We start from the raw sequence: 19,635 nt of genomic DNA, 5'->3' as shown, positions 1-19,635 counted from the left end.
CACGCTAATGGCTACGATTCATGTAGACGGCAAAGAGTACGAGGTCAATGGAGCGGACAACCTGCTAGAAGCTTGTCTCTCTTTGGGCCTTGATATTCCCTATTTTTGCTGGCATCCGGCGCTGGGAAGCGTTGGTGCTTGCCGCCAGTGTGCGGTGAAGCAATATCAGAACGCGGAAGACACGCGTGGCCGCCTGGTGATGTCCTGTATGACACCGGCATCCGACGGCACTTTTATTTCCATCGACGACGCAGAAGCGAAGCAGTTCCGCGAAAGCGTAGTTGAGTGGCTGATGACCAACCACCCGCACGACTGTCCGGTGTGCGAAGAGGGCGGCAACTGCCACTTACAGGATATGACCGTAATGACCGGTCATAGCTTCCGTCGCTACCGCTTTACCAAGCGTACTCACCGCAACCAGGATCTGGGGCCGTTCATCTCTCACGAAATGAACCGTTGCATCGCCTGCTACCGCTGCGTTCGCTACTACAAAGACTATGCCGACGGTACCGACCTGGGCGTCTACGGCGCTCACGACAACGTCTACTTTGGCCGCCCGGAAGACGGTACGCTGGAAAGCGAGTTCTCCGGTAACCTGGTGGAAGTCTGTCCGACCGGCGTCTTTACCGATAAAACGCACTCCGAGCGCTATAACCGTAAGTGGGACATGCAGTTTGCGCCAAGCATCTGCCAGCAGTGTTCCATCGGCTGTAACATCAGCCCCGGCGAGCGCTACGGCGAACTGCGTCGTATAGAAAACCGTTATAACGGTACCGTTAACCGTTACTTCCTCTGCGACCGCGGTCGTTTCGGCTATGGCTATGTCAATCTGAAAGATCGTCCGCGTCAGCCGGTTCAGCGCCGCGGTGACGATCTGATCACCCTCAACGCCGAACAGGCGATGCAGGGGGCGGCAGATATTCTGCGCCAATCGAAGAAGGTGATTGGTATCGGCTCCCCGCGCGCCAGCATTGAAAGCAACTTTGCGCTGCGCGAGCTGGTCGGTGCCGAAAACTTCTATACCGGCATCGCGAAGGGCGAACAAGTGCGCCTGCAGATGATGCTGAAAGTGCTGCGCGAAGGCGGTATTCATACCCCGGCGCTGCGCGAGATCGAATCCTACGATGCGGTGCTGATCCTCGGTGAGGACATTACCCAGACCGGCGCGCGTATCGCGCTGGCGGTGCGTCAGGCGGTGAAAGGCAAAGCGCGTGAAATGGCGGCGGCGCAGAAAGTCGCCGATTGGCAGATCGCCGCGATCCTTAATATCGGCCAGCGCGCGAAGCATCCCCTGTTCGTGACCAATATCGACGACACGCGTCTTGATGATATCGCCGCATGGACCTACCGCGCGCCGGTGGAAGATCAGGCGCGTCTTGGCTTCGCCATCGCCCACGCGCTGGACGATAGCGCGCCGGCGGTTGAAGGACTGAGCAGCGAGCTGAAAGGCAAAATCGACGTGATCGTTCAGGCGTTAGCCGGAGCGAAAAAACCGCTGATTGTTTCCGGAACCAACGCCGGCAGCATCGAGGTGATTCAGGCCGCCGCCAACGTGGCGAAAGCCCTGAAAGGCCGCGGTGCTGACGTTGGCGTGACCATGGTCGCCCGGGCAGTGAACAGCGTAGGCCTTGGGATGATCGGCGGCGGCTCGCTTGAAGAGGCGCTGAGCGAACTGGAGACCGGTAACGCCGATGCGGTTATCGTGCTCGAAAACGACCTGCACCGCCACGCTTCAGCCGCCCGCGTTGACGCGGCGCTGGCGAAAGCGCCGCTGGTAATGGTGGTTGACCATCAGCGTACGGCAATTATGGAAAAAGCGCATCTGGTGCTCTCCGCGGCAAGCTTCGCGGAAAGCGACGGTACCGTGGTCAACAACGAAGGTCGCGCCCAGCGCTTCTTCCAGGTTTACGACCCGGCCTACTACGACGCGAAAACCGTGATGCTGGAAAGCTGGCGCTGGCTGCACTCATTGCACAGCACCGTTAACAACCGCCAGGTTGACTGGACGCAGCTGGACCACGTGATTGACGCCGCCATTGCCGCGCTACCGCAGCTGGCCGGTATCAAAGACGCCGCGCCGGATGCGACCTTCCGCATTCGCGGTCAGAAGCTGGCCCGTGAACCGCACCGCTATAGCGGTCGTACGGCGATGCGCGCCAACATCAGCGTGCATGAACCCCGTCAGCCGCAGGATAAAGACACCATGTTTGCCTTCTCCATGGAAGGGAACAACCAGCCGTCCGCGCCGCGCTCGCAAATTCCCTTTGCCTGGGCTCCGGGCTGGAACTCCCCGCAGGCGTGGAACAAGTTCCAGGATGAAGTGGGCGGTAAACTGCGCCACGGCGATCCGGGCGTGCGTCTGATTGAAGCCTCCGCCAGTGGTCTTGAGTACTTTACCGCGGTACCGGCAAGCTTCCAGGCTGAAGAAGGGAAATGGCGTATCGCGCCTTACTACCATCTGTTCGGCAGCGACGAGCTGTCGCAGCGTGCGCCGGTATTCCAGAGCCGCATGCCGCAGCCGTACGTTAAGCTGAACCCGGCAGATGCCGCGAAGCTTGGCGTGAACGAAGGGGCGATGGTTTCCTTCAGCGTTGATGGCCAGGCGCTTAGCCTGCCGCTGGTAATCTCGGCCGGGCTGACGGCAGGGCAGGTTGGCTTACCGATGGGCATGCCAGGGATTGCGCCGGTGCTGACCGGAGCGCGTATTGATACTCTGCAGGAGGCGAAAGCATGAGTTGGTTAACTCCCGATCTCATCGACATTCTGTTAGGCATCCTTAAAGCGGTGGTGATTCTGCTGGTGGTGGTGACCTGCGGCGCGTTTATGAGCTTTGGCGAACGTCGTCTGCTGGGGCTGTTCCAGAATCGTTACGGGCCTAACCGCGTGGGCTGGGGCGGTTCGCTGCAGCTCGTCGCCGACATGATCAAAATGTTCTTTAAAGAGGACTGGGTTCCGCGCTTCTCGGATCGCGTGATCTTTACTCTGGCGCCGGTTATTGCCTTTACTTCGCTGCTGCTGGCCTTCGCCATTGTGCCGGTCAGCCCGACGTGGGTGGTGGCCGATCTGAACATCGGGATCCTGTTCTTCCTGATGATGGCAGGTCTGGCGGTCTATGCGGTGCTGTTCGCCGGCTGGTCGAGCAACAACAAATACTCGCTGCTTGGCGCGATGCGTGCTTCTGCCCAGACCCTGAGCTACGAAGTGTTCCTCGGGCTTTCCCTGATGGGCGTGGTGGCGCAGGCCGGTTCATTCAACATGACCGATATCGTCAACAACCAGGCGCATCTGTGGAACGTCATCCCTCAGTTCTTTGGCTTCGTGACCTTTGCGATTGCGGGCGTAGCGGTATGTCACCGTCACCCGTTTGACCAACCGGAAGCGGAACAGGAGCTGGCTGACGGTTATCACATCGAATACTCCGGCATGAAGTTCGGTCTGTTCTTCGTCGGTGAATATATTGGGATTGTTACCGTATCGGCGCTGATTGTGACGCTGTTCTTCGGCGGCTGGAATGGCCCATGGTTACCTCCTTTCATCTGGTTCGCGCTGAAAACCGCGTTCTTTATGATGATGTTCATTTTGATCCGCGCATCATTACCGCGTCCGCGCTATGACCAGGTAATGTCCTTTGGCTGGAAGGTATGCCTGCCGTTAACGCTGATCAACCTGTTGGTAACGGCGGCTGTCATTCTCTGGCAGGCGCAATAAGGGGTGAATTGACCATGACCTTAAAAGAATTATTGGTAGGGTTTGGCACCCAGGTCCGCAGTATCTGCATGATCGGGATGCACGCCTTTGCCAAACGAGAAACTCGGATGTACCCGGAAGAGCCGGTATATCTGCCGCCGCGCTACCGTGGCCGCATCGTGCTGACGCGCGATCCGGACGGCGAAGAGCGCTGTGTTGCCTGTAACCTGTGTGCGGTAGCCTGTCCGGTAGGCTGTATCTCTCTGCAAAAAGCGGAGACCAAAGATGGCCGCTGGTACCCGGAGTTTTTCCGCATCAACTTCTCGCGCTGCATTTTCTGCGGCCTGTGCGAAGAAGCGTGCCCGACCACGGCGATTCAGTTGACCCCGGACTTTGAGCTGGGCGAATACAAACGTCAGGATCTGGTGTACGAAAAAGAGGATCTGCTGATTTCCGGTCCGGGTAAATACCCGGAATATAACTTCTACCGGATGGCGGGTATGGCAATCGACGGCAAAGATAAGGGCGAAGCAGAGAACGAAGCTAAGCCTATCGACGTCAAGAGCCTGTTACCGTAAGGAGAGGGCAATGGAATTCGCTTTTTATATCTGTGGCCTGATAGCCATCCTCGCAACCCTGCGGGTGATCACCCATACCAATCCGGTGCACGCGCTGCTGTACCTGATCATTTCGCTGTTGGCGATCGCCGGGGTGTTCTTCTCCTTAGGGGCCTATTTCGCCGGTGCGCTGGAAATTATCGTCTACGCCGGGGCCATCATGGTGCTGTTCGTGTTCGTGGTGATGATGCTCAACCTGGGCGGCAGCGAAATTGAGCAGGAGCGTCAGTGGCTGAAACCTGGGATCTGGATCGGTCCGGCCGTTCTCGCAGCGGTACTGCTTGTGGTTATCGTTTACGCCATCCTTGGTATTAACGATCAGGGTATCGACGGCGCGGCGATTAACGCCAAAGAGGTCGGTATTGCGCTGTTTGGTCCGTACGTTCTGGCGGTGGAGCTGGCCTCCATGCTGCTGCTCGCGGGCCTGGTTGTTGCCTTCCATATCGGCCGTGAAGAGCGCGTCGGGGAAGTGCTGAGCAACCGTCCGAACGACAGCGATAAAAGAAAAACGGAGGAACACGCATGATCCCCTTAACACATGGACTGATCCTCGCCTCTGTCCTGTTTGTCCTCGGCCTGACGGGGCTGGTTATCCGCCGCAATCTGCTGTTTATGCTGATTAGCCTGGAGATCATGATCAATGCCGCGGCGCTGGCTTTCGTGGTTGCAGGGAGCTACTGGGGCCAGACCGATGGCCAGATAATGTATATCCTCGCCATCACCCTCGCCGCCGCGGAAGCGAGTATCGGCCTGGCGCTGCTGCTGCAGCTCCATCGTCGTCGCCAGAACCTGAACATCGATTCAGTAAGTGAGTTGCGCGGATGAACATGCTTGCCTTAACCATTCTTTTGCCATTGATTGGCTTTGTTTTGCTGGCCTTCTCCCGTGGCCGCTGGTCGGAAAACTTATCCGCCACCGTGGGGGTAGGCTCGGTAGGCCTGGCGGCGCTGGTCACGGCCTTTGTCGGCGTTGACTTCTTCGCCAACGGCAAACAGGCGGTCAGCGTGCCGCTGTGGACCTGGATGTCGGTGGGCGACTTCAACGTCGGCTTCAACCTGGTGCTGGACGGTCTCTCTCTGACCATGCTGTCCGTGGTGACCGGCGTCGGCTTCCTGATCCACATGTTCGCCTCCTGGTACATGCGCGGCGAAGAGGGCTACTCCCGCTTCTTCGCCTATACCAACCTGTTTATCGCCAGCATGGTGGTTCTGGTGCTCGCTGATAACCTGCTGCTGATGTATCTCGGCTGGGAAGGCGTGGGCCTGTGCTCCTATCTGCTGATCGGCTTCTACTACACCGATCCGAAGAACGGCGCGGCTGCGATGAAAGCCTTTGTGGTGACCCGCGTCGGCGACGTGTTCCTGGCGTTCGCGCTGTTCATTCTCTACAACGAGCTGGGCACCCTGAACTTCCGCGAAATGGTCGAACTGGCGCCTGCACATTTCGAAGCCGGTAATAACATGCTGTGGTGGGCAACTCTGATGCTGCTGGGCGGCGCGGTGGGTAAATCTGCGCAGCTGCCGTTGCAGACCTGGCTTGCGGACGCGATGGCCGGTCCAACCCCGGTCTCCGCGCTGATCCACGCCGCCACCATGGTGACCGCCGGCGTCTACTTGATTGCGCGTACCCATGGCCTGTTCCTGATGACCCCGGAAATTCTGCATCTGGTGGGTATCGTCGGAGCGGTAACGCTGGTGCTGGCAGGCTTCGCCGCGCTGGTGCAGACCGATATCAAACGCGTGCTCGCGTATTCCACTATGAGCCAGATTGGCTACATGTTCCTCGCGCTCGGCGTGCAGGCGTGGGATGCGGCGATTTTCCATCTGATGACCCATGCGTTCTTTAAAGCGCTGCTGTTCCTGTCGTCCGGTTCGGTGATTCTGGCCTGCCACCACGAACAGAATATCTTCAAGATGGGCGGTCTGCGTAAGTCTATTCCGCTGGTATACGTCTGCTTCCTGGTGGGGGGAGCGGCGCTGTCCGCGCTGCCGCTGGTGACGGCAGGCTTCTTCAGTAAGGATGAGATTCTGGCGGGCGCGATGGCGAAAGGTCATCTGAATCTGATGGTTGCCGGCCTGGTCGGGGCGTTTATGACCTCCCTGTACACCTTCCGTATGATTTTCATCGTGTTCCACGGCAAAGAACAAATTCACGCTCACGCAGGGAAGGGGATTACCCATCATCTGCCGCTGATTGTGCTGCTGGTGCTCTCGACCTTCGTTGGCGCGCTGATTGTGCCGCCGCTGGAAGGCGTACTGCCGCAGACCACCGAGCTTGAACACGGACGCGTCATGACGCTGGAAATTGCCTCCGGGGTGATTGCTATCGCCGGTATTCTGATTGCCGCCTGGCTGTGGCTGGGTAAACGCACGCTGGTGACGTCGATTGCCAACAGCGCGCCGGGTCGTCTGCTCGGTACCTGGTGGTACAACGCCTGGGGCTTTGACTGGCTGTATGACAAAGTGTTCGTTAAGCCGTTCCTCGGCGTGGCGTGGCTGTTGAAGAGCGACCCGCTGAATGCCCTGATGAACATTCCGGCGATCCTTTCCCGTTTCGCAGGCAAAGGCCTGGTGGTGAGCGAGAATGGCTATCTGCGCTGGTACGTGGCTTCAATGGGCATTGGCGCTGTCGTGGTGCTGGCGCTGCTGATGGTATTGCGTTGAGTTTGAGGATTGTGGGCGTTGTCGGTTAACCCGACTTACAAGCAGTAGGCCCGGCAAGCATAGCGCTGCCGGGCAATAACACCCGCAATCCGAAGTGAATTTTCTGTGAGAATTCGTTGAAAATCGGTCCTGAACGGGACTTTAACAAGGAATAAAGATCGCCATGTTATTACCCTGGCTAATATTAATTCCCTTCATCGGCGGCTTCCTGTGCTGGCAGACTGAACGCTTTGGCGTGAAGATGCCGCGCTGGATCGCGCTGATCACTATGGGATTGACGTTTCTGCTTGGCCTGCAGTTGTGGATGCAGGGCGGCTATTCTCTCACGCAATCTACCGGTATTCCGCAGTGGCAGTCGGAATTCGTGATGCCGTGGATCCCGCGATTCGGGATTAGCATTCATCTGGCTATCGACGGTCTGTCGCTGCTGATGGTGGTGCTGACCGGGCTGCTCGGCGTGCTGGCGGTGCTCTGTTCATGGCGCGAAATCGAGAAATATCAGGGGTTTTTCCATCTTAACCTGATGTGGATCCTGGGCGGCGTGATCGGCGTATTCCTGGCTATCGACCTGTTCCTGTTCTTCTTCTTCTGGGAAATGATGCTGGTGCCGATGTACTTCCTGATCGCGCTGTGGGGCCATAAGGCTTCCGACGGTAAAACGCGTATCACGGCGGCAACCAAGTTCTTCATTTATACCCAGGCGAGCGGTCTGGTGATGCTGATATCCATCCTGGCGCTGGCGTTTGTTCACTTCAACGCTACCGGCGTATGGACCTTCAACTATGAAGAGCTGCTGAAGACGCCGATGTCCCACGGCGTGGAATACCTGCTGATGCTGGGCTTCTTTATCGCTTTCGCGGTAAAAATGCCGGTGGTTCCGCTGCACGGCTGGCTGCCGGATGCGCACTCTCAGGCGCCGACCGCGGGTTCCGTTGACCTCGCGGGGATCCTGTTGAAAACCGCGGCCTACGGCCTGCTGCGCTTTGCGCTGCCGCTGTTCCCGAACGCTTCCGCCGAATTTGCCCCCATCGCAATGTGGCTGGGCGTCATCGGTATCTTCTACGGCGCGTGGATGGCCTTCAGCCAGTACGATATCAAGCGTCTGATTGCTTACACCTCCGTTTCCCACATGGGCTTCGTGCTGATTGCTATCTACACCGGCAGCCAGCTGGCTTATCAGGGCGCGGTGATTCAGATGATTGCTCACGGTCTGTCCGCTGCCGGCCTGTTTATTCTTTGCGGTCAGCTTTACGAGCGTCTGCATACGCGCGATATGCGTCAGATGGGCGGTCTGTGGAGCAAGATCAAGTGGCTGCCTGCGCTGTCGATGTTCTTTGCGGTCGCGACCCTCGGGATGCCGGGTACCGGTAACTTCGTCGGCGAATTTATGATTCTGTTCGGCAGCTATAAAACCGTGCCGGTGATTACCGTTATTTCGACCTTTGGTCTGGTGTTCGCTTCCGTGTACTCGCTGTCGATGCTGCATCGCGCGTACTTTGGTAAAGCAAAAAGCGAAATCGCCGCGAAAGCGCTGCCGGGAATGTCCCTGCGTGAACTGTCGATCATCCTGCTGCTGGTCGTTCTGCTGGTGCTGCTGGGCTTCTTCCCGCAGCCGATTCTGGACACCTCGCACTCTGCGATGAGCAACATTCAGCAGTGGTTTGTTAATTCTGTTTCTACTACAAGGCCGTAATTCGCCATGACAATAACTCCACAACAACTGATCGCACTGCTACCGCTGCTGATCGTCGGCTTGACGGTGGTGGTTGTGATGCTCTCCATTGCGTGGCGACGCAATCATTTCCTCAATGCCACGCTGTCGGTTCTCGGCCTGAACGCCGCGCTGATATCACTCTGGTTCGTGGGTCAGAACGGAGCGATGGACGTCACGCCGCTGATTCGCGTTGACGGTTACGCGATGCTCTATACCGGGCTGGTGCTGCTGGCGAGCCTCGCCACCTGTACTTTCGCCTACCCGTGGCTTGAGGGTTACAAGGACAACAAAGAAGAGTTCTATCTTCTGGTGCTGATCGCCGCGCTGGGCGGTATTCTGCTGGCGGGCGCTAACCATCTGGCAGCGCTGTTCCTCGGCATTGAGCTGATTTCGCTGCCGCTGTTCGGCCTGGTGGGCTACGCCTTCCGCCAGAAACGTTCGCTGGAAGCCAGTATCAAATACACGATTCTGTCCGCCGTTGCCTCTTCGTTTCTGCTGTTCGGTATGGCGCTGGTGTATGCCAACTCCGGTAACCTCTCCTTCCTGGCGCTCGGTAAGAGCCTGACGGATGGCATGCTGCATGAGCCGCTGCTGCTGGCTGGTCTCGGTCTGATGATTGTCGGTCTCGGCTTTAAGCTGTCGCTGGTGCCGTTCCATCTGTGGACGCCGGACGTATACCAGGGCGCGCCTGCTCCGGTTTCCACCTTCCTGGCGACCGCCAGTAAAATCGCCATCTTTGGCGTGGTCATGCGCCTGTTCCTCTATATGCCGGTGGGCGACAGCGAGGCGGTACGCGTGGTGCTGGGCCTGATCGCCTTTGCTTCGATTATCTTCGGGAACCTGATGGCCCTGAGCCAGACCAATATTAAACGTCTGCTGGGCTACTCTTCCATTTCTCATCTTGGCTATCTGCTGGTGGCGCTGATTGCTCTGCAGAGCGGTGAGATGTCGATGGAAGCGGTGGGCGTTTACCTGGCAGGGTACCTGTTCAGCAGCCTCGGCGCGTTCGGCGTGGTGAGCCTGATGTCCAGCCCGTACCGCGGCCCGGATGCCGATTCGCTCTACTCCTACCGCGGCCTGTTCTGGCATCGTCCGATTCTGTCGGCGGTAATGACGGTGATGATGCTGTCTCTTGCCGGTATTCCGATGACGCTGGGCTTTATTGGTAAGTTCTACGTGCTGGCGGTGGGTGTGCATGCGCACCTGTGGTGGCTGGTCGGCGCGGTAGTGGTGGGTTCAGCGATTGGCCTCTACTACTACCTGCGCGTGGCGGTGAGCCTCTATCTGAGCGCGCCGGAGAAACTGAATCGCGATGCGCCGTCTAACTGGCAGTACAGCGCCGGAGGCATCGTGGTGCTCATCTCCGCGCTGCTGGTGCTGGTGCTGGGCGTTTGGCCGCAGCCGCTCATCAGCATCGTACAATTGGCTACGCCGCTGATGTAATGCTATCTGTCGGTAGAGAAAAGGATCGCTTCGGCGGTCCTTTTTTTATCTTCACGAAAGCGATGAGCACTTTCTTTGCTCTTTTTCGTATTATTCATGCTTTTTATCATATTAATCTCACTTTACGTTTCCACTCCTCCTCTTATTTTCCGTACTATTATTACTGCGCACACTATTGTGTTTTATAGATGGAGAAAGTGAATGAAAACAAGACGTAAGCATTTGACTGTCGGGGAGGTTCAGCGTTTGGTTGAAGCGGCCAGGTGGGGAGCAAACCCGGAGCGCGATGTCTGTTTACTGTGGATGTGTTTTAATCATGGTTGTCGAGTGAGCGAAATTCGTCATTGGAAGCTCTCTGATATCGATATTCAAAGTGGGGTCATTTATATTCGTCGACTGAAGAACGGCTTTTCAACCACTCATCCTATTTATAAACAAGAGGTAAAGGTACTCAAAGAATGGTTGCGCGTGCGTAATAATTATCCCGGAAATAATTCTGGCTGGCTCTTTCTGTCACGAAATGGTCAGCCTTTATCCCGGCAGAGAATATACCAGATGATGAAGAATCTGAGCCTCGTCGCCCAACTGGAAATCAACGCGCATCCGCATATGCTGCGCCACGCATGCGGTTTCGCGCTGGCTAATAAGGGGGTGGATACGCGATTAATTCAGGACTTTCTTGGACATCGGAATATTCAGCACACGGTTATCTATACAGCCAGTAATGATGCGAGGTTTAGAGAGGTTTGGTAAACGGAATAGTCATTTTGTATCAAACTGACTCCTATGCTATCCACAGGTAGTAACAATGTCAATTCATGATTAACAATATTTTTTACTATTATTTTCATATGGTTATATTAAGTATAGGTGTCATTTATTTTTTAATTGTTTTAATTGGCTTTATGTATGGTTTGTTCCACCTCTCATTCTTTAGCTTTTTATCGTGTTGATTGGGATTTTTCCTGAAAAATATGAAATAAAAAACGCCTTCCCTGGCAATTTATATTCTAATTAATTGAGGTGGTCATATTGATACATAATGACCACTTCGAAATATTATATCCATTTTATGGGTCAATGTTTTGTTGCGTTATTAATATCAAACGTAAATAAAAGGATGCGCAGGGTATTGCGCTTATAAGTTAATGCATTGACTGCATTGGAAAGGATAAATCATGAAAAAAACATTACTTGCTGCTGTTGTCGCTGGTTGCGCGGCGTTCTCTGGTGCTGCGCTGGCGGATGACGGTCAGGTGAAGTTTATCGGCGATATTATTGATGCGGGCTGCGACGTGGTGAACGACCTGTCCAACCCGCTGGAAGTTCAGATGGGGCAGATTGCCAAGACCTCGTTTAGCGGTACGGGGTCTACTGCGGCTGAACAGAATTTCGCGATCAAACTGGAAAACTGCCCGACTACCGTCACCAAAGCATCGGTACTGTTCTCCGGCGCTAACGTCAACGGCGATAATGAAAAACTGCAGCTGACCGGAGCGGGTACCGATCCTGACGTTGCCGAAGGCGTGGCCCTGCAGCTGGTTGATGCCAGCAAAAACGCGACGCTGCCGCTCTATACGCGTTCTACCAGCCTGACCATCCCCGCTACCGGCAATATCGATCTGCCGTTCCGCGTCCGTTATATCCAGACTGAGACCGCCATCGTTGCCGGTAAGGCTAACGGTACAGCCAACTTTACAATCAGCTATAACTAATTTTCCTTCTATATGACAGTGTTAGCGAGCCCTATGTGGCTCGCTTTTCCAGGGAGCTGGAGATGCAAAAATACCTGAAAGTGCTAATAGCTGGATGGCTGTTGGTTGGTGCTGCGGCACATGCGGGCGTAGTGACCGGCGGCACTCGTCTGATTTATCCCGGCGGTAAAAAAGAGTCCTCATTGAGCGTAACCAATAATGATGCTACGCCTTATCTCATTCAAAGCTGGGTTGAAAGTAATAAGGGCGCAGCCCCTTTTCTGTTAACGCCGCCTTTATTTCGCCTTGAGGGCGAACAGCAGACCCGACTTCGGGTAATTTACAGCGGTGGCTTACCGGAAAATAAAGAAAGTATGTTCTGGATGAACATCAAAGCGATTCCCTCTTCTCAGGCTAAAGCCGGCGCAAATACCTTACAGATCGCTATCAAAACGCGCATCAAATTAATTTATCGACCTAAATCCGTTCAGGGAACGCCTGAGATGGTGACGGAGCAGCTTCGCTGGACGCGCAGCGGCAATACGCTACAGGTCATGAATCCCACCGCCTTTTATATGAATTTTGCCGAGGTCAAAGTGGGGGGCGCCGAAGTTAAAGAGGCCAATTGGGTGGGGCCGGGGGAAACGGCGCGCTTTCAACTGCCGGGCGTCAGTGCGGGCGCTTTGCAGTGGAAACTGATTAACGATTATGGCGGTACCGGCGAACTGCACCACGCGAATTTGTAAAGGCTTTCAGGCCAGGGAGTTCCAGAGAAAATGAAAAATAATCATAATAAATGGCGGCTGAACCGGATAGCCAGCGCTCTGGCCGTTGCGCTGCTACCGCTGTGCGATGAGGTCCTGGCGCGGGATGTTTTTAACCCTGCCCTGCTGGAAATGGACGGCCCTCATACGGGCGTCAGGGATTTATCCGCTTACGAGCAGGCTGGCGGTCAGTTGCCCGGCACCTATCGGGTTGATATTTATCTTAATAACGAATTTATGGATACTCGCGATGTGGCTTTTCAGCAGAGCAAAGTCCTGGGAACGGCGGAACTTCAGCCTTGCCTGACGGTAGACGATCTGGCCGAATGGGGCGTACGCGTCTCCCAATTTCCAGAGCTGGGCCGCAGGTTACCCGGATGCGCGGATATCAGCGTGATACCGCAGGCAAAATCCGATTTTCGCTTCAGCCAGCAGCGCCTGCTATTGAGCTTCCCGCAGGCGGCGGTAACCAGCGCCGCACGCGGTTGGGTGGATCCGAAACAGTGGGATGACGGAGTGCCGGCACTCCTGCTGAATTACTCCTTTAGCGGGGCAAATAACTGGTCACGTCAGAACGATACGCCGGACAGCGATAACCAATACGTTAACCTGCGCCCCGGTATCAACGTCGGGCCGTGGCGTTTACGTAACTATACCACCTGGGCGCGCAGCAGCAGCGGGGGAGAGTCCAGTAATAGTTGGGACACGGTTTATACCTATGCGCAGCGCAACATCAAATCGCTACAGGGAGTGATGACGCTGGGCGATAGCAGCACGGACGCCGATGTTTTTGAGGGTGTTCCCTTCCGCGGGGCGATGCTGGCTTCCGATGACGATATGCTGCCGGAAAGCCTGCGCGGCTATGCGCCCGTCGTTCGCGGGATTGCGCGCACTAATGCTCAGGTCATTATTCGCCAGAACGGCTATGAGATTTACCAGACCTACGTTGCGCCTGGCGCTTTTGAAATCACCGATATGTACCCGACCGGCGGCTCGGGTGATTTAGCCGTCACTATCAAAGAGGCGGACGGCAGCGAGCAGAACCTGATCGTGCCTTATGCGTCGCTCCCTGTTCTGCAGCGTGAAGGGCGTCTGAAATATAGCGTGACCTCCGGCGTGTATCGCGCCTACGACAACAGCATTGACGAAACGCCCATCACTCAGGCGACGGCAATCTACGGCTTGCCCTGGGGGTTAACCCTGTACGGCGGCGGTCAGTTTAGCAGTAAGTACCAGTCGGTGGCGCTGGGGATGGGGAAAAACCTCGGTGAATTGGGCGCCGTATCAACCGATATTATCCAGGCCTGGTCGACCCGACAGGATAAAGATAAAGAGAGCGGACAGTCGGTACGTCTCCGTTATAGCAAAGACCTCCCGGGGCTGGGAACTAACGTAAGCCTGGCGGGATATCGCTATGCGACCAGCGGTTACTGGGATATGCAGGAAGTGCTGGATACCTATCGGGATGACAACTACACGCCTTCTATTGAACGGCGGCGTAATCGGGGAGAAGTGACTATCAGCCAGAGCCTTGGCGAAGAAATGGGGTCGCTGTCGCTGAGCTATATTCGCGAGGATTACTGGAATACCGGCCGCACCATGGAGTCAGTGGGCGTCGGATACAACAACAGCTGGCGCGGCATCAGCTATAGCATGAACTACAGCTATAACCGCAATACTACCGACCAGAACACCGGTAAGCGTAATGACGAAGACCACCTCTTTGCCCTGAGCATCAGCGTGCCTTTGGGGGAATGGCTACCGAAGCCGGTTTATGCCAACTACTCCCTGAACAGCAGCAAAAATGGCTCCACCAGCAACAATCTGGGCCTCTCCGGCACCTTGCTGGAGCGTAATAACCTGAGCTGGAGCGTGCAGGAAGGCTACACCAGCCAGGGAAGAGGGGAGAGCGGCAGCGTCAATGCGGACTGGCGCGCAACCTATGCTGAACTTACCGGCGGCTACAGTCATGATAAATACAGCCATCGGCTGAACTACGCCCTGCGCGGCGGAGCGTTGGTACATGAAAATGGCCTGACGCTGGGGCAGCCTTTCGGCGAAACCGTCGCTTTAATCAAGGCGCCCGGTGCCGCAGGCGTCGGCGTGAATAGCCAGACAGGGGTCAGAACCGACTGGCGAGGCTATACCGTTGTGCCTTACGCCTCGCCGTATCGTAAGAATATCCTGACGCTTGATACTACGACGATGCCGGACAATGTCGACCTCGAGTTGGCGGCGCAGACGGTCGTGCCTACCCGCGGGGCGGTGGTTCGCGCAAATTATGCCACCAGCGTGGGTAACCGGGTACTGATGACGGTACGCCAGGAGAACGGGCAACCCCTGCCTTTCGGAGCCATGGTCAGCGTCCCCGGGGCGGCATCCTCTGAGCAGGCGTTTATCGTTGGTGATGGCGGACAGGTCTACCTGACCGGACTGGAATCTAACGGCGTACTCAACGTTAAGTGGGGCTCCGGGGCGCAAGAACGCTGCCAGATTCACTATGCGCTGCCGTCAGCAAAAGAACTTACCGGCATTATTGTGGCCCAGGCGCAATGCCGATAATTGAAAGGATGCAGAAACGATGAAACGATTTTCATGGGGAATATTAGCGGGCCTGACGGCGCTGGCGATCGCGCCGCAGGCGATGGCGGCAACCGGATGGTGTCAGAATACCGGTAATGGCGGGGCGCCTTTTCAGGACAGCTTTTCATTTATTGAAAGCTTTACTAATCCCTCACAAAATCAGGCCGGAATGGAGTTTCCCCGTTTGTACCACTGGAGTACCGGGGGAACTTACAAGGCAAAATGTGACTGTGATAGCGCCAGCGGGGTGACGTATTTTAAAGCCACGGTGCCAGGCCTTACCGCGACGCAAAGCCGCAACGGATTAAATTATTACCAGTTAAATAAATATCTGGAAATTGCCACCGAGTTATTTATTGCCGGTGGGGTGAATAAATATATACCTACGCCGATCGAGGATAAAAGTAATCAGAATAACCAGAGCTTTGCCTGTAACCCCGGCGGCGCGATTTTTGATACAGGGTCGCTGGGATACATTTCGCTTTATTTTACCCGGCCTTTTGTTGGCCAGGTGACGATCCCTCCGACGGTTATTCTGAGTGTCTACGGGACGCGAAAAACGGGTAGCTACAGCGGTATTCCCCTGACGCAAATTTCAATGAGCGGGTCGGTAACGGTTCCGCAGTCCTGCGAGATTAATACCGGCAAACCGATTAATATTGATTTTGAGGATATTGCCGCCAACCATTTTAAAACTGCGGGCCAGATGCCGAAGGACTTCTCTCCACATGTTGTTAATATGACGGTGGCTTGTACCAATATATCCGCTGGGGTAAAAATCGCGCTGTCGTTCCAGGGAATGGCGGATACTAACGATAGTACTGCGCTGGCAACCACCAATCGTGATATTGCGGTGCGCATTGAAAATATTACCGGCGTCAAAATACCCGTTATTTCAGGTTTACTGTCGGTTAATTTTAATTACCCGAATCAGACCGGGGATACGACTATGAAAATTTATCCGATTAATACCACCGGGAATTTACCCAGCGGCGGTGGCTTTACCGCCACGGCAACCATTCAGGCAGAAATTGAATAGCAGGAGTCGATAATGAAAAAGGCGCTATGGTTGGCATTGCTGCTGCCTGTTTTTTCATCCTGGGGCGGCATCCCTCTGAACGTGAAGGGTAATATTTATTATCTCCCCTGTGACGTCAGTACCGATACGAAGTATCAAGAGGTTAATTTTGGCCCGCTCCTGAATATTGACTTTCAAACGGCCGGTAACGCTTCAGAGTGGAAATCTTTTTATCTGAATGTCGAAAACTGCCCGGCGGGGACAACAAAAGCCACGGTAAAATTTGACGGCGTTATCGACGGGGATGATGCCAGACATTTTGCCAATATGGCCGCCAGCGACGCGGCGCAGAATATTGCACTGGAAATCACCAGTAGCGATCATTCTACTATCTATAAAAATCAGGACCAGATGAGTATTGCTATCGACGGCAGTACCGGGAAAGGCGTATTCCCGCTTGCTGCCCGCTTATATTCGACCCGGGGTGGAGCAACGGTGGGTAAATTTGAGTCTATTGTACAGCTGACTTTTACCTATCAATAATTTTATAAGCTAAATGGATGAAAAGGAAGAACGTATGCAGGAAGATACGGAATATCTGAGCGTCAAGGACGTTGAGCGTCTGGTGCTTGCCGCACATTATTGCGCGCACCCCGAGAGAAATAGCTGCATGATCCAGATGTGTTTTTTGCACGGTTGTCGGATTAACGAAATTACCGCCTTGACCTTGCGGGATGTCGACCTTCCGGGGAAACGAATTTATATTCGCCGGGCGCGTCATGGTATCTCTGGGTATCATCCCTTACAACCTAAAGAGATTATCTCATTACAGCGCTGGCTGCTGGCCAGAGAGTGTTACCCGGCCCATAACGATTTGCTGTTTATCTCTTCCCGGGGTAATCAGATAACTCGCCAGCGTTTTTATCAAATTATTCGTGAGTGCTGCGAGCTGGCGAAGCTGAAGCAAAATATTCATCCCCGGATGCTGCGCCATGCGTGCGGCTATGAGCTGGGAAAAAAAGGAATTGATGACGACTCGATCCTGGATTACCTGGGCTATCGCAATTTAAAATCTATTCTGCGTTATAACAGCTATGCTGAAGAGTAATGGCTGGCGTATTCGCGACGTCTCTCTGCCGCGGTACGCCGCTTTTTTATTCTACGGTATATGTCATGAAATCTTCCGCCAGCACGGTAGACGGAAATACCTCTCTGCACTCTGCCAGCAGACGCTGGCAGCCTTCAGCGTCATAGCGAGAGCTAAAGTGGGTGGCGATAAGCGTGCCGACGCCCGCATCGTGCGCCAGCGCCGCCGTTTGCTGACTGGTTGAATGCCCGCGGCTGTTTGCTTTTTCCGCCATCGCCTGTTCGAGCGTCACCTCGTGAACCATGATATCCACGCCCTGGGCCAGTTCCCGCGCCGCCTCGCAGGGGGCGGTATCGCCGAAAATAGCCAGCTTCTTACCCGGCGTTGCCGGGCCGAGGTAGCGGCTGCCGTCAATCCGCCGTCCATCTTCCAGCTCAACCGTTAATCCCTGTTTTAAGCGCTGAAATAACGGACCGGGAGGCACGCCTTCGGCGATAAGCTGCACGGCGTCAAGGGTGCCCGGCTTATCATGCTGTTCGATACGATAGCCATAGCATTCGACCGGATGGTTGAGCGGCCAGGCGGTGACCCGGAAGCCGGCTTCATCGAGCACCAGCCCCGGCCCGACTTCGATAATCGTCAGCGGGTAATCGGTCCAGGAGCCGCTGAGGCGCAGCGCGGTTTCCACGAACGCTTTAAGTCCTTTCGGTCCATACAGCGTCAGCGGCAGAGAATTACCCTGCATCGAGCGGCTGCACAGCAGGCCGGGGAGACCGAAGAGATGATCGCCATGTAAATGCGTAATAAAAATCTTATTCAGCTTGCCGGGATGATAAGGGGTGCGCAGAAACTGATGCTGCGTTCCTTCCCCGCAGTCGAACAGCCACATCTCAGCCATTGTTGGCTGTTGCAAATTCAGCACTATCGACGTCATATTACGCGTACGGGTAGGCACGCCAGCGGATGTCCCCAAAAAGAGTAATTCCATCGTCCAGTGTCCTTAGGGCGAGAGTCAAAAAACAAAGTATACCCGTCATACTTCAAGTTGCATGTGTGTTGGCTGCACTCGTTCACCCCAGTCACTTACTCATGTAAGCTCCTGGGGATTCACTCGCTGGCCGCCTTCATGCCACTTGAATTATTTAGGGTTAAAATTAATTAAGGAAGCGCAGATGATTACATGGCAGGATCTTCACCACGGTGAACTGACCGTCCCACAGCTCTACGCCGTGCTGAAATTACGCTGTGCGGTGTTCGTTGTCGAACAAACCTGCGCCTATCAGGACGTCGACGGCGACGATTTGGTGGGGGAAAATCGCCATCTTCTCGGCTGGCGCGGCGATGAGCTGGTAGCCTACGCGCGCATTCTCAAGAGCGATGATGAGTTTGAACCGGTGGTGATTGGCCGGGTGATTGTCAGCCAGGCGGTGCGCGGCGAGAAGCTGGGCTATCAGCTGATGGAACAGGCGCTGGCCAGCTGCCGGCAACACTGGCCGCAAAAGGCTATTTATCTTGGCGCCCAGGCGCACCTGCAAAAATTCTACGCCAGCTTCGGTTTTGTGCCGGTGACCGAGGTTTACGACGAGGACGGCATTGACCATATCGGCATGGCGTTCGAAATCGCCACCCACTAACCGCCGCGCTAATTAAAAGCCGCTCCCTCATCGTGGGTACTGCTATTCCTCAGTAGTACCCCGTATAATGTGGGGTTTTTACTCCGTGGAGGTTTGCGTGCTGTCTGTATCCACCGCGCTGGAAAGCCTGTATCGCTGCCTGGATGAAGCATTCCCGCCATCGCCCGGCACGCGAATTTTCGATGTCCCCTTCGCGCTAAATGACGCATTTGATCCGCTTTTGTGGTGCACGCATCAGCCGCAGTGGCCGCAGTTCTACTGGCAGCAGCGCAGCGGCGATGAAGAACTGGCCGCGCTGGGGGCGGTGCAAATCTTTGCTTCCCTTGAGCTGGCGCACGCTTTTTTGCGCCAGCAGGGGCGTGACGATCTGCGAATTTGTGGCCTTAATGCTTTTCATCCTCAGCAGGGCCTGTTGATCTTGCCGAGGCTGGAGTGGCGTCGGCTGGGCGGCAGCGCCACGCTGCGCCTGGTATTATATAGCGAGACCTCGCTACGCGATGATGCCCGTGCGGCACGTGAATTTCTCGATTCGCTGGTGGCGAAACAGGCGCAGGCTACCGAGATGCCCTCTCTGCTGAGCGAACAGCATTTCCCGGCTTATCCGCAGTGGCGAGAGCTGATTGCGCAGGCGACGCAGGCGATAGCGGCGGGGGAGATGGAAAAAGTGGTGCTGGCTCGCGCCACCGATTTGCACTTCGCCGCCCCGTTAAACGCCGGAGCGATTATGGCGG

At 55.4% G+C, this 19,635-nt stretch carries 17 protein-coding genes and 1 pseudogene; 17 read left to right on the top strand and 1 reads right to left on the bottom strand.

The genetic code is table 11. The features are described 5' to 3' along the window. Nucleotides 1-7: 7 nt before the first annotated feature. From nuoG to HMPREF1144_RS27230, 15 genes are all read left to right on the top strand, one after another. Nucleotides 8-2,734 (top strand): NADH-quinone oxidoreductase subunit NuoG, encoded by a 2,727-nt coding sequence (gene nuoG, locus HMPREF1144_RS27300; protein WP_004852839.1) that lies wholly within the window; start codon nt 8-10, stop codon nt 2,732-2,734. Then, nucleotides 2,731-3,708, top strand: a complete 978-nt coding sequence (nuoH, locus tag HMPREF1144_RS27295) for an NADH-quinone oxidoreductase subunit NuoH (protein ID WP_004104068.1) — start codon at nt 2,731-2,733, stop codon at nt 3,706-3,708. Before nuoG ends, nuoH begins: the two co-directional genes overlap by 4 nt. Nucleotides 3,709-3,722: 14 nt before the next feature. After that, nucleotides 3,723-4,265: an NADH-quinone oxidoreductase subunit NuoI gene (gene nuoI / locus HMPREF1144_RS27290; protein WP_004104066.1), complete on the top strand. Its 543-nt coding sequence runs from the start codon at nt 3,723-3,725 to the stop codon at nt 4,263-4,265. A gap of 10 nt (nt 4,266-4,275) precedes the next feature. Beyond that, on the top strand, nt 4,276-4,830 hold the full coding sequence (gene nuoJ / locus HMPREF1144_RS27285) for an NADH-quinone oxidoreductase subunit J (RefSeq protein WP_004852836.1): 555 nt from the start codon (nt 4,276-4,278) through the stop codon (nt 4,828-4,830). Further along, nucleotides 4,827-5,129: an NADH-quinone oxidoreductase subunit NuoK gene (gene nuoK / locus HMPREF1144_RS27280; RefSeq protein ID WP_004104062.1), complete on the top strand. Its 303-nt coding sequence runs from the start codon at nt 4,827-4,829 to the stop codon at nt 5,127-5,129. Before nuoJ ends, nuoK begins: the two co-directional genes overlap by 4 nt. Further along, the gene (gene nuoL / locus HMPREF1144_RS27275; protein ID WP_042928629.1) at nt 5,126-6,967 is read left to right on the top strand and encodes an NADH-quinone oxidoreductase subunit L; all 1,842 of its coding nucleotides are present in this window, start codon (nt 5,126-5,128) and stop codon (nt 6,965-6,967) included. The genes nuoK and nuoL overlap by 4 nt, the downstream gene beginning before the upstream one ends. Before the next feature lie 163 nt (nt 6,968-7,130). Then, nucleotides 7,131-8,660 carry an NADH-quinone oxidoreductase subunit M gene (gene nuoM / locus HMPREF1144_RS27270; protein WP_004104059.1) on the top strand — a complete coding sequence of 510 codons (1,530 nt, stop codon included), beginning with the start codon at nt 7,131-7,133 and terminating at the stop codon, nt 8,658-8,660. Nucleotides 8,661-8,666: 6 nt separating this feature from the next. Next, nucleotides 8,667-10,124 (top strand): NADH-quinone oxidoreductase subunit NuoN, encoded by a 1,458-nt coding sequence (nuoN, locus tag HMPREF1144_RS27265; protein ID WP_004852828.1) that lies wholly within the window; start codon nt 8,667-8,669, stop codon nt 10,122-10,124. 201 nt (nt 10,125-10,325) lie between these two features. After that, nucleotides 10,326-10,877 carry a tyrosine-type DNA invertase gene (locus tag HMPREF1144_RS27260; RefSeq protein WP_009654663.1) on the top strand — a complete coding sequence of 184 codons (552 nt, stop codon included), beginning with the start codon at nt 10,326-10,328 and terminating at the stop codon, nt 10,875-10,877. 425 nt (nt 10,878-11,302) lie between these two features. Further along, nucleotides 11,303-11,839, top strand: coding sequence for a fimbrial protein (locus HMPREF1144_RS27255; protein ID WP_009654652.1), 537 nt, complete (start codon nt 11,303-11,305; stop codon nt 11,837-11,839). A gap of 62 nt (nt 11,840-11,901) precedes the next feature. Next, nucleotides 11,902-12,564 carry a molecular chaperone gene (locus HMPREF1144_RS27250; protein ID WP_009654669.1) on the top strand — a complete coding sequence of 221 codons (663 nt, stop codon included), beginning with the start codon at nt 11,902-11,904 and terminating at the stop codon, nt 12,562-12,564. A gap of 30 nt (nt 12,565-12,594) precedes the next feature. Further along, entirely contained in the window at nt 12,595-15,144 is a 2,550-nt protein-coding gene (locus HMPREF1144_RS27245) for a fimbria/pilus outer membrane usher protein (protein ID WP_004852819.1), read from the top strand. Nucleotides 15,145-15,163: 19 nt separating this feature from the next. Further along, nucleotides 15,164-16,204: a fimbrial protein gene (locus HMPREF1144_RS27240; RefSeq protein WP_004852817.1), complete on the top strand. Its 1,041-nt coding sequence runs from the start codon at nt 15,164-15,166 to the stop codon at nt 16,202-16,204. Nucleotides 16,205-16,216: 12 nt separating this feature from the next. Then, a complete protein-coding gene (locus HMPREF1144_RS27235) occupies nt 16,217-16,726 on the top strand; it encodes a fimbrial protein (RefSeq protein ID WP_009654661.1) in 510 nt (169 codons plus the stop codon). Nucleotides 16,727-16,760: 34 nt separating this feature from the next. Next, nucleotides 16,761-17,291 (top strand): tyrosine-type recombinase/integrase, encoded by a 531-nt coding sequence (locus HMPREF1144_RS27230; protein ID WP_004852812.1) that lies wholly within the window; start codon nt 16,761-16,763, stop codon nt 17,289-17,291. A 46-nt stretch (nt 17,292-17,337) separates the two neighbouring features. Here HMPREF1144_RS27230 and rnz read toward each other — a convergent pair whose 3' ends face one another. Continuing rightward, on the bottom strand, nt 17,338-18,258 hold the full coding sequence (gene rnz, locus HMPREF1144_RS27225) for a ribonuclease Z (RefSeq protein ID WP_009654647.1): 921 nt from the start codon (nt 18,256-18,258) through the stop codon (nt 17,338-17,340). A gap of 184 nt (nt 18,259-18,442) precedes the next feature. On the opposite strand from rnz, the gene HMPREF1144_RS27220 reads away from it, so the two are divergent. Beyond that, nucleotides 18,443-18,904, top strand: coding sequence for a GNAT family N-acetyltransferase (locus HMPREF1144_RS27220; RefSeq protein WP_004852808.1), 462 nt, complete (start codon nt 18,443-18,445; stop codon nt 18,902-18,904). A gap of 97 nt (nt 18,905-19,001) precedes the next feature. Beyond that, nucleotides 19,002-19,635 (top strand): annotated as a pseudogene (locus HMPREF1144_RS27215) (isochorismate synthase MenF); the annotation flags it as partial.

The organism is Klebsiella sp. OBRC7 (assembly GCF_000293135.1).
GTDB classification, from domain to species: domain Bacteria; phylum Pseudomonadota; class Gammaproteobacteria; order Enterobacterales; family Enterobacteriaceae; genus Klebsiella; species Klebsiella michiganensis.
This window is presented reverse-complemented; position numbering and strand designations above follow the sequence as displayed.

Bases quoted from the DNA above. Each gene is read 5' to 3' on its own strand.
- nuoH (WP_004104068.1), top strand. From the start codon at position 2,731: ATGAGTTGGTTAACTCCCGATCTCATCGACATTCTGTTAGGCATCCTT.
- HMPREF1144_RS27240 (WP_004852817.1), top strand. From the start codon at position 15,164: ATGAAACGATTTTCATGGGGAATATTAGCGGGCCTGACGGCGCTGGCG.
- nuoL (WP_042928629.1), top strand. From the start codon at position 5,126: ATGAACATGCTTGCCTTAACCATTCTTTTGCCATTGATTGGCTTTGTT.
- HMPREF1144_RS27245 (WP_004852819.1), top strand. From the start codon at position 12,595: ATGAAAAATAATCATAATAAATGGCGGCTGAACCGGATAGCCAGCGCT.
- nuoK (WP_004104062.1), top strand. From the start codon at position 4,827: ATGATCCCCTTAACACATGGACTGATCCTCGCCTCTGTCCTGTTTGTC.
- nuoG (WP_004852839.1), top strand. From the start codon at position 8: ATGGCTACGATTCATGTAGACGGCAAAGAGTACGAGGTCAATGGAGCG.
- nuoI (WP_004104066.1), top strand. From the start codon at position 3,723: ATGACCTTAAAAGAATTATTGGTAGGGTTTGGCACCCAGGTCCGCAGT.
- nuoJ (WP_004852836.1), top strand. From the start codon at position 4,276: ATGGAATTCGCTTTTTATATCTGTGGCCTGATAGCCATCCTCGCAACC.
- HMPREF1144_RS27260 (WP_009654663.1), top strand. From the start codon at position 10,326: ATGAAAACAAGACGTAAGCATTTGACTGTCGGGGAGGTTCAGCGTTTG.
- HMPREF1144_RS27255 (WP_009654652.1), top strand. From the start codon at position 11,303: ATGAAAAAAACATTACTTGCTGCTGTTGTCGCTGGTTGCGCGGCGTTC.
- HMPREF1144_RS27220 (WP_004852808.1), top strand. From the start codon at position 18,443: ATGATTACATGGCAGGATCTTCACCACGGTGAACTGACCGTCCCACAG.
- nuoN (WP_004852828.1), top strand. From the start codon at position 8,667: ATGACAATAACTCCACAACAACTGATCGCACTGCTACCGCTGCTGATC.
- rnz (WP_009654647.1), bottom strand. From the start codon at position 18,258: ATGGAATTACTCTTTTTGGGGACATCCGCTGGCGTGCCTACCCGTACG.
- nuoM (WP_004104059.1), top strand. From the start codon at position 7,131: ATGTTATTACCCTGGCTAATATTAATTCCCTTCATCGGCGGCTTCCTG.
- HMPREF1144_RS27235 (WP_009654661.1), top strand. From the start codon at position 16,217: ATGAAAAAGGCGCTATGGTTGGCATTGCTGCTGCCTGTTTTTTCATCC.
- HMPREF1144_RS27250 (WP_009654669.1), top strand. From the start codon at position 11,902: ATGCAAAAATACCTGAAAGTGCTAATAGCTGGATGGCTGTTGGTTGGT.
- HMPREF1144_RS27230 (WP_004852812.1), top strand. From the start codon at position 16,761: ATGCAGGAAGATACGGAATATCTGAGCGTCAAGGACGTTGAGCGTCTG.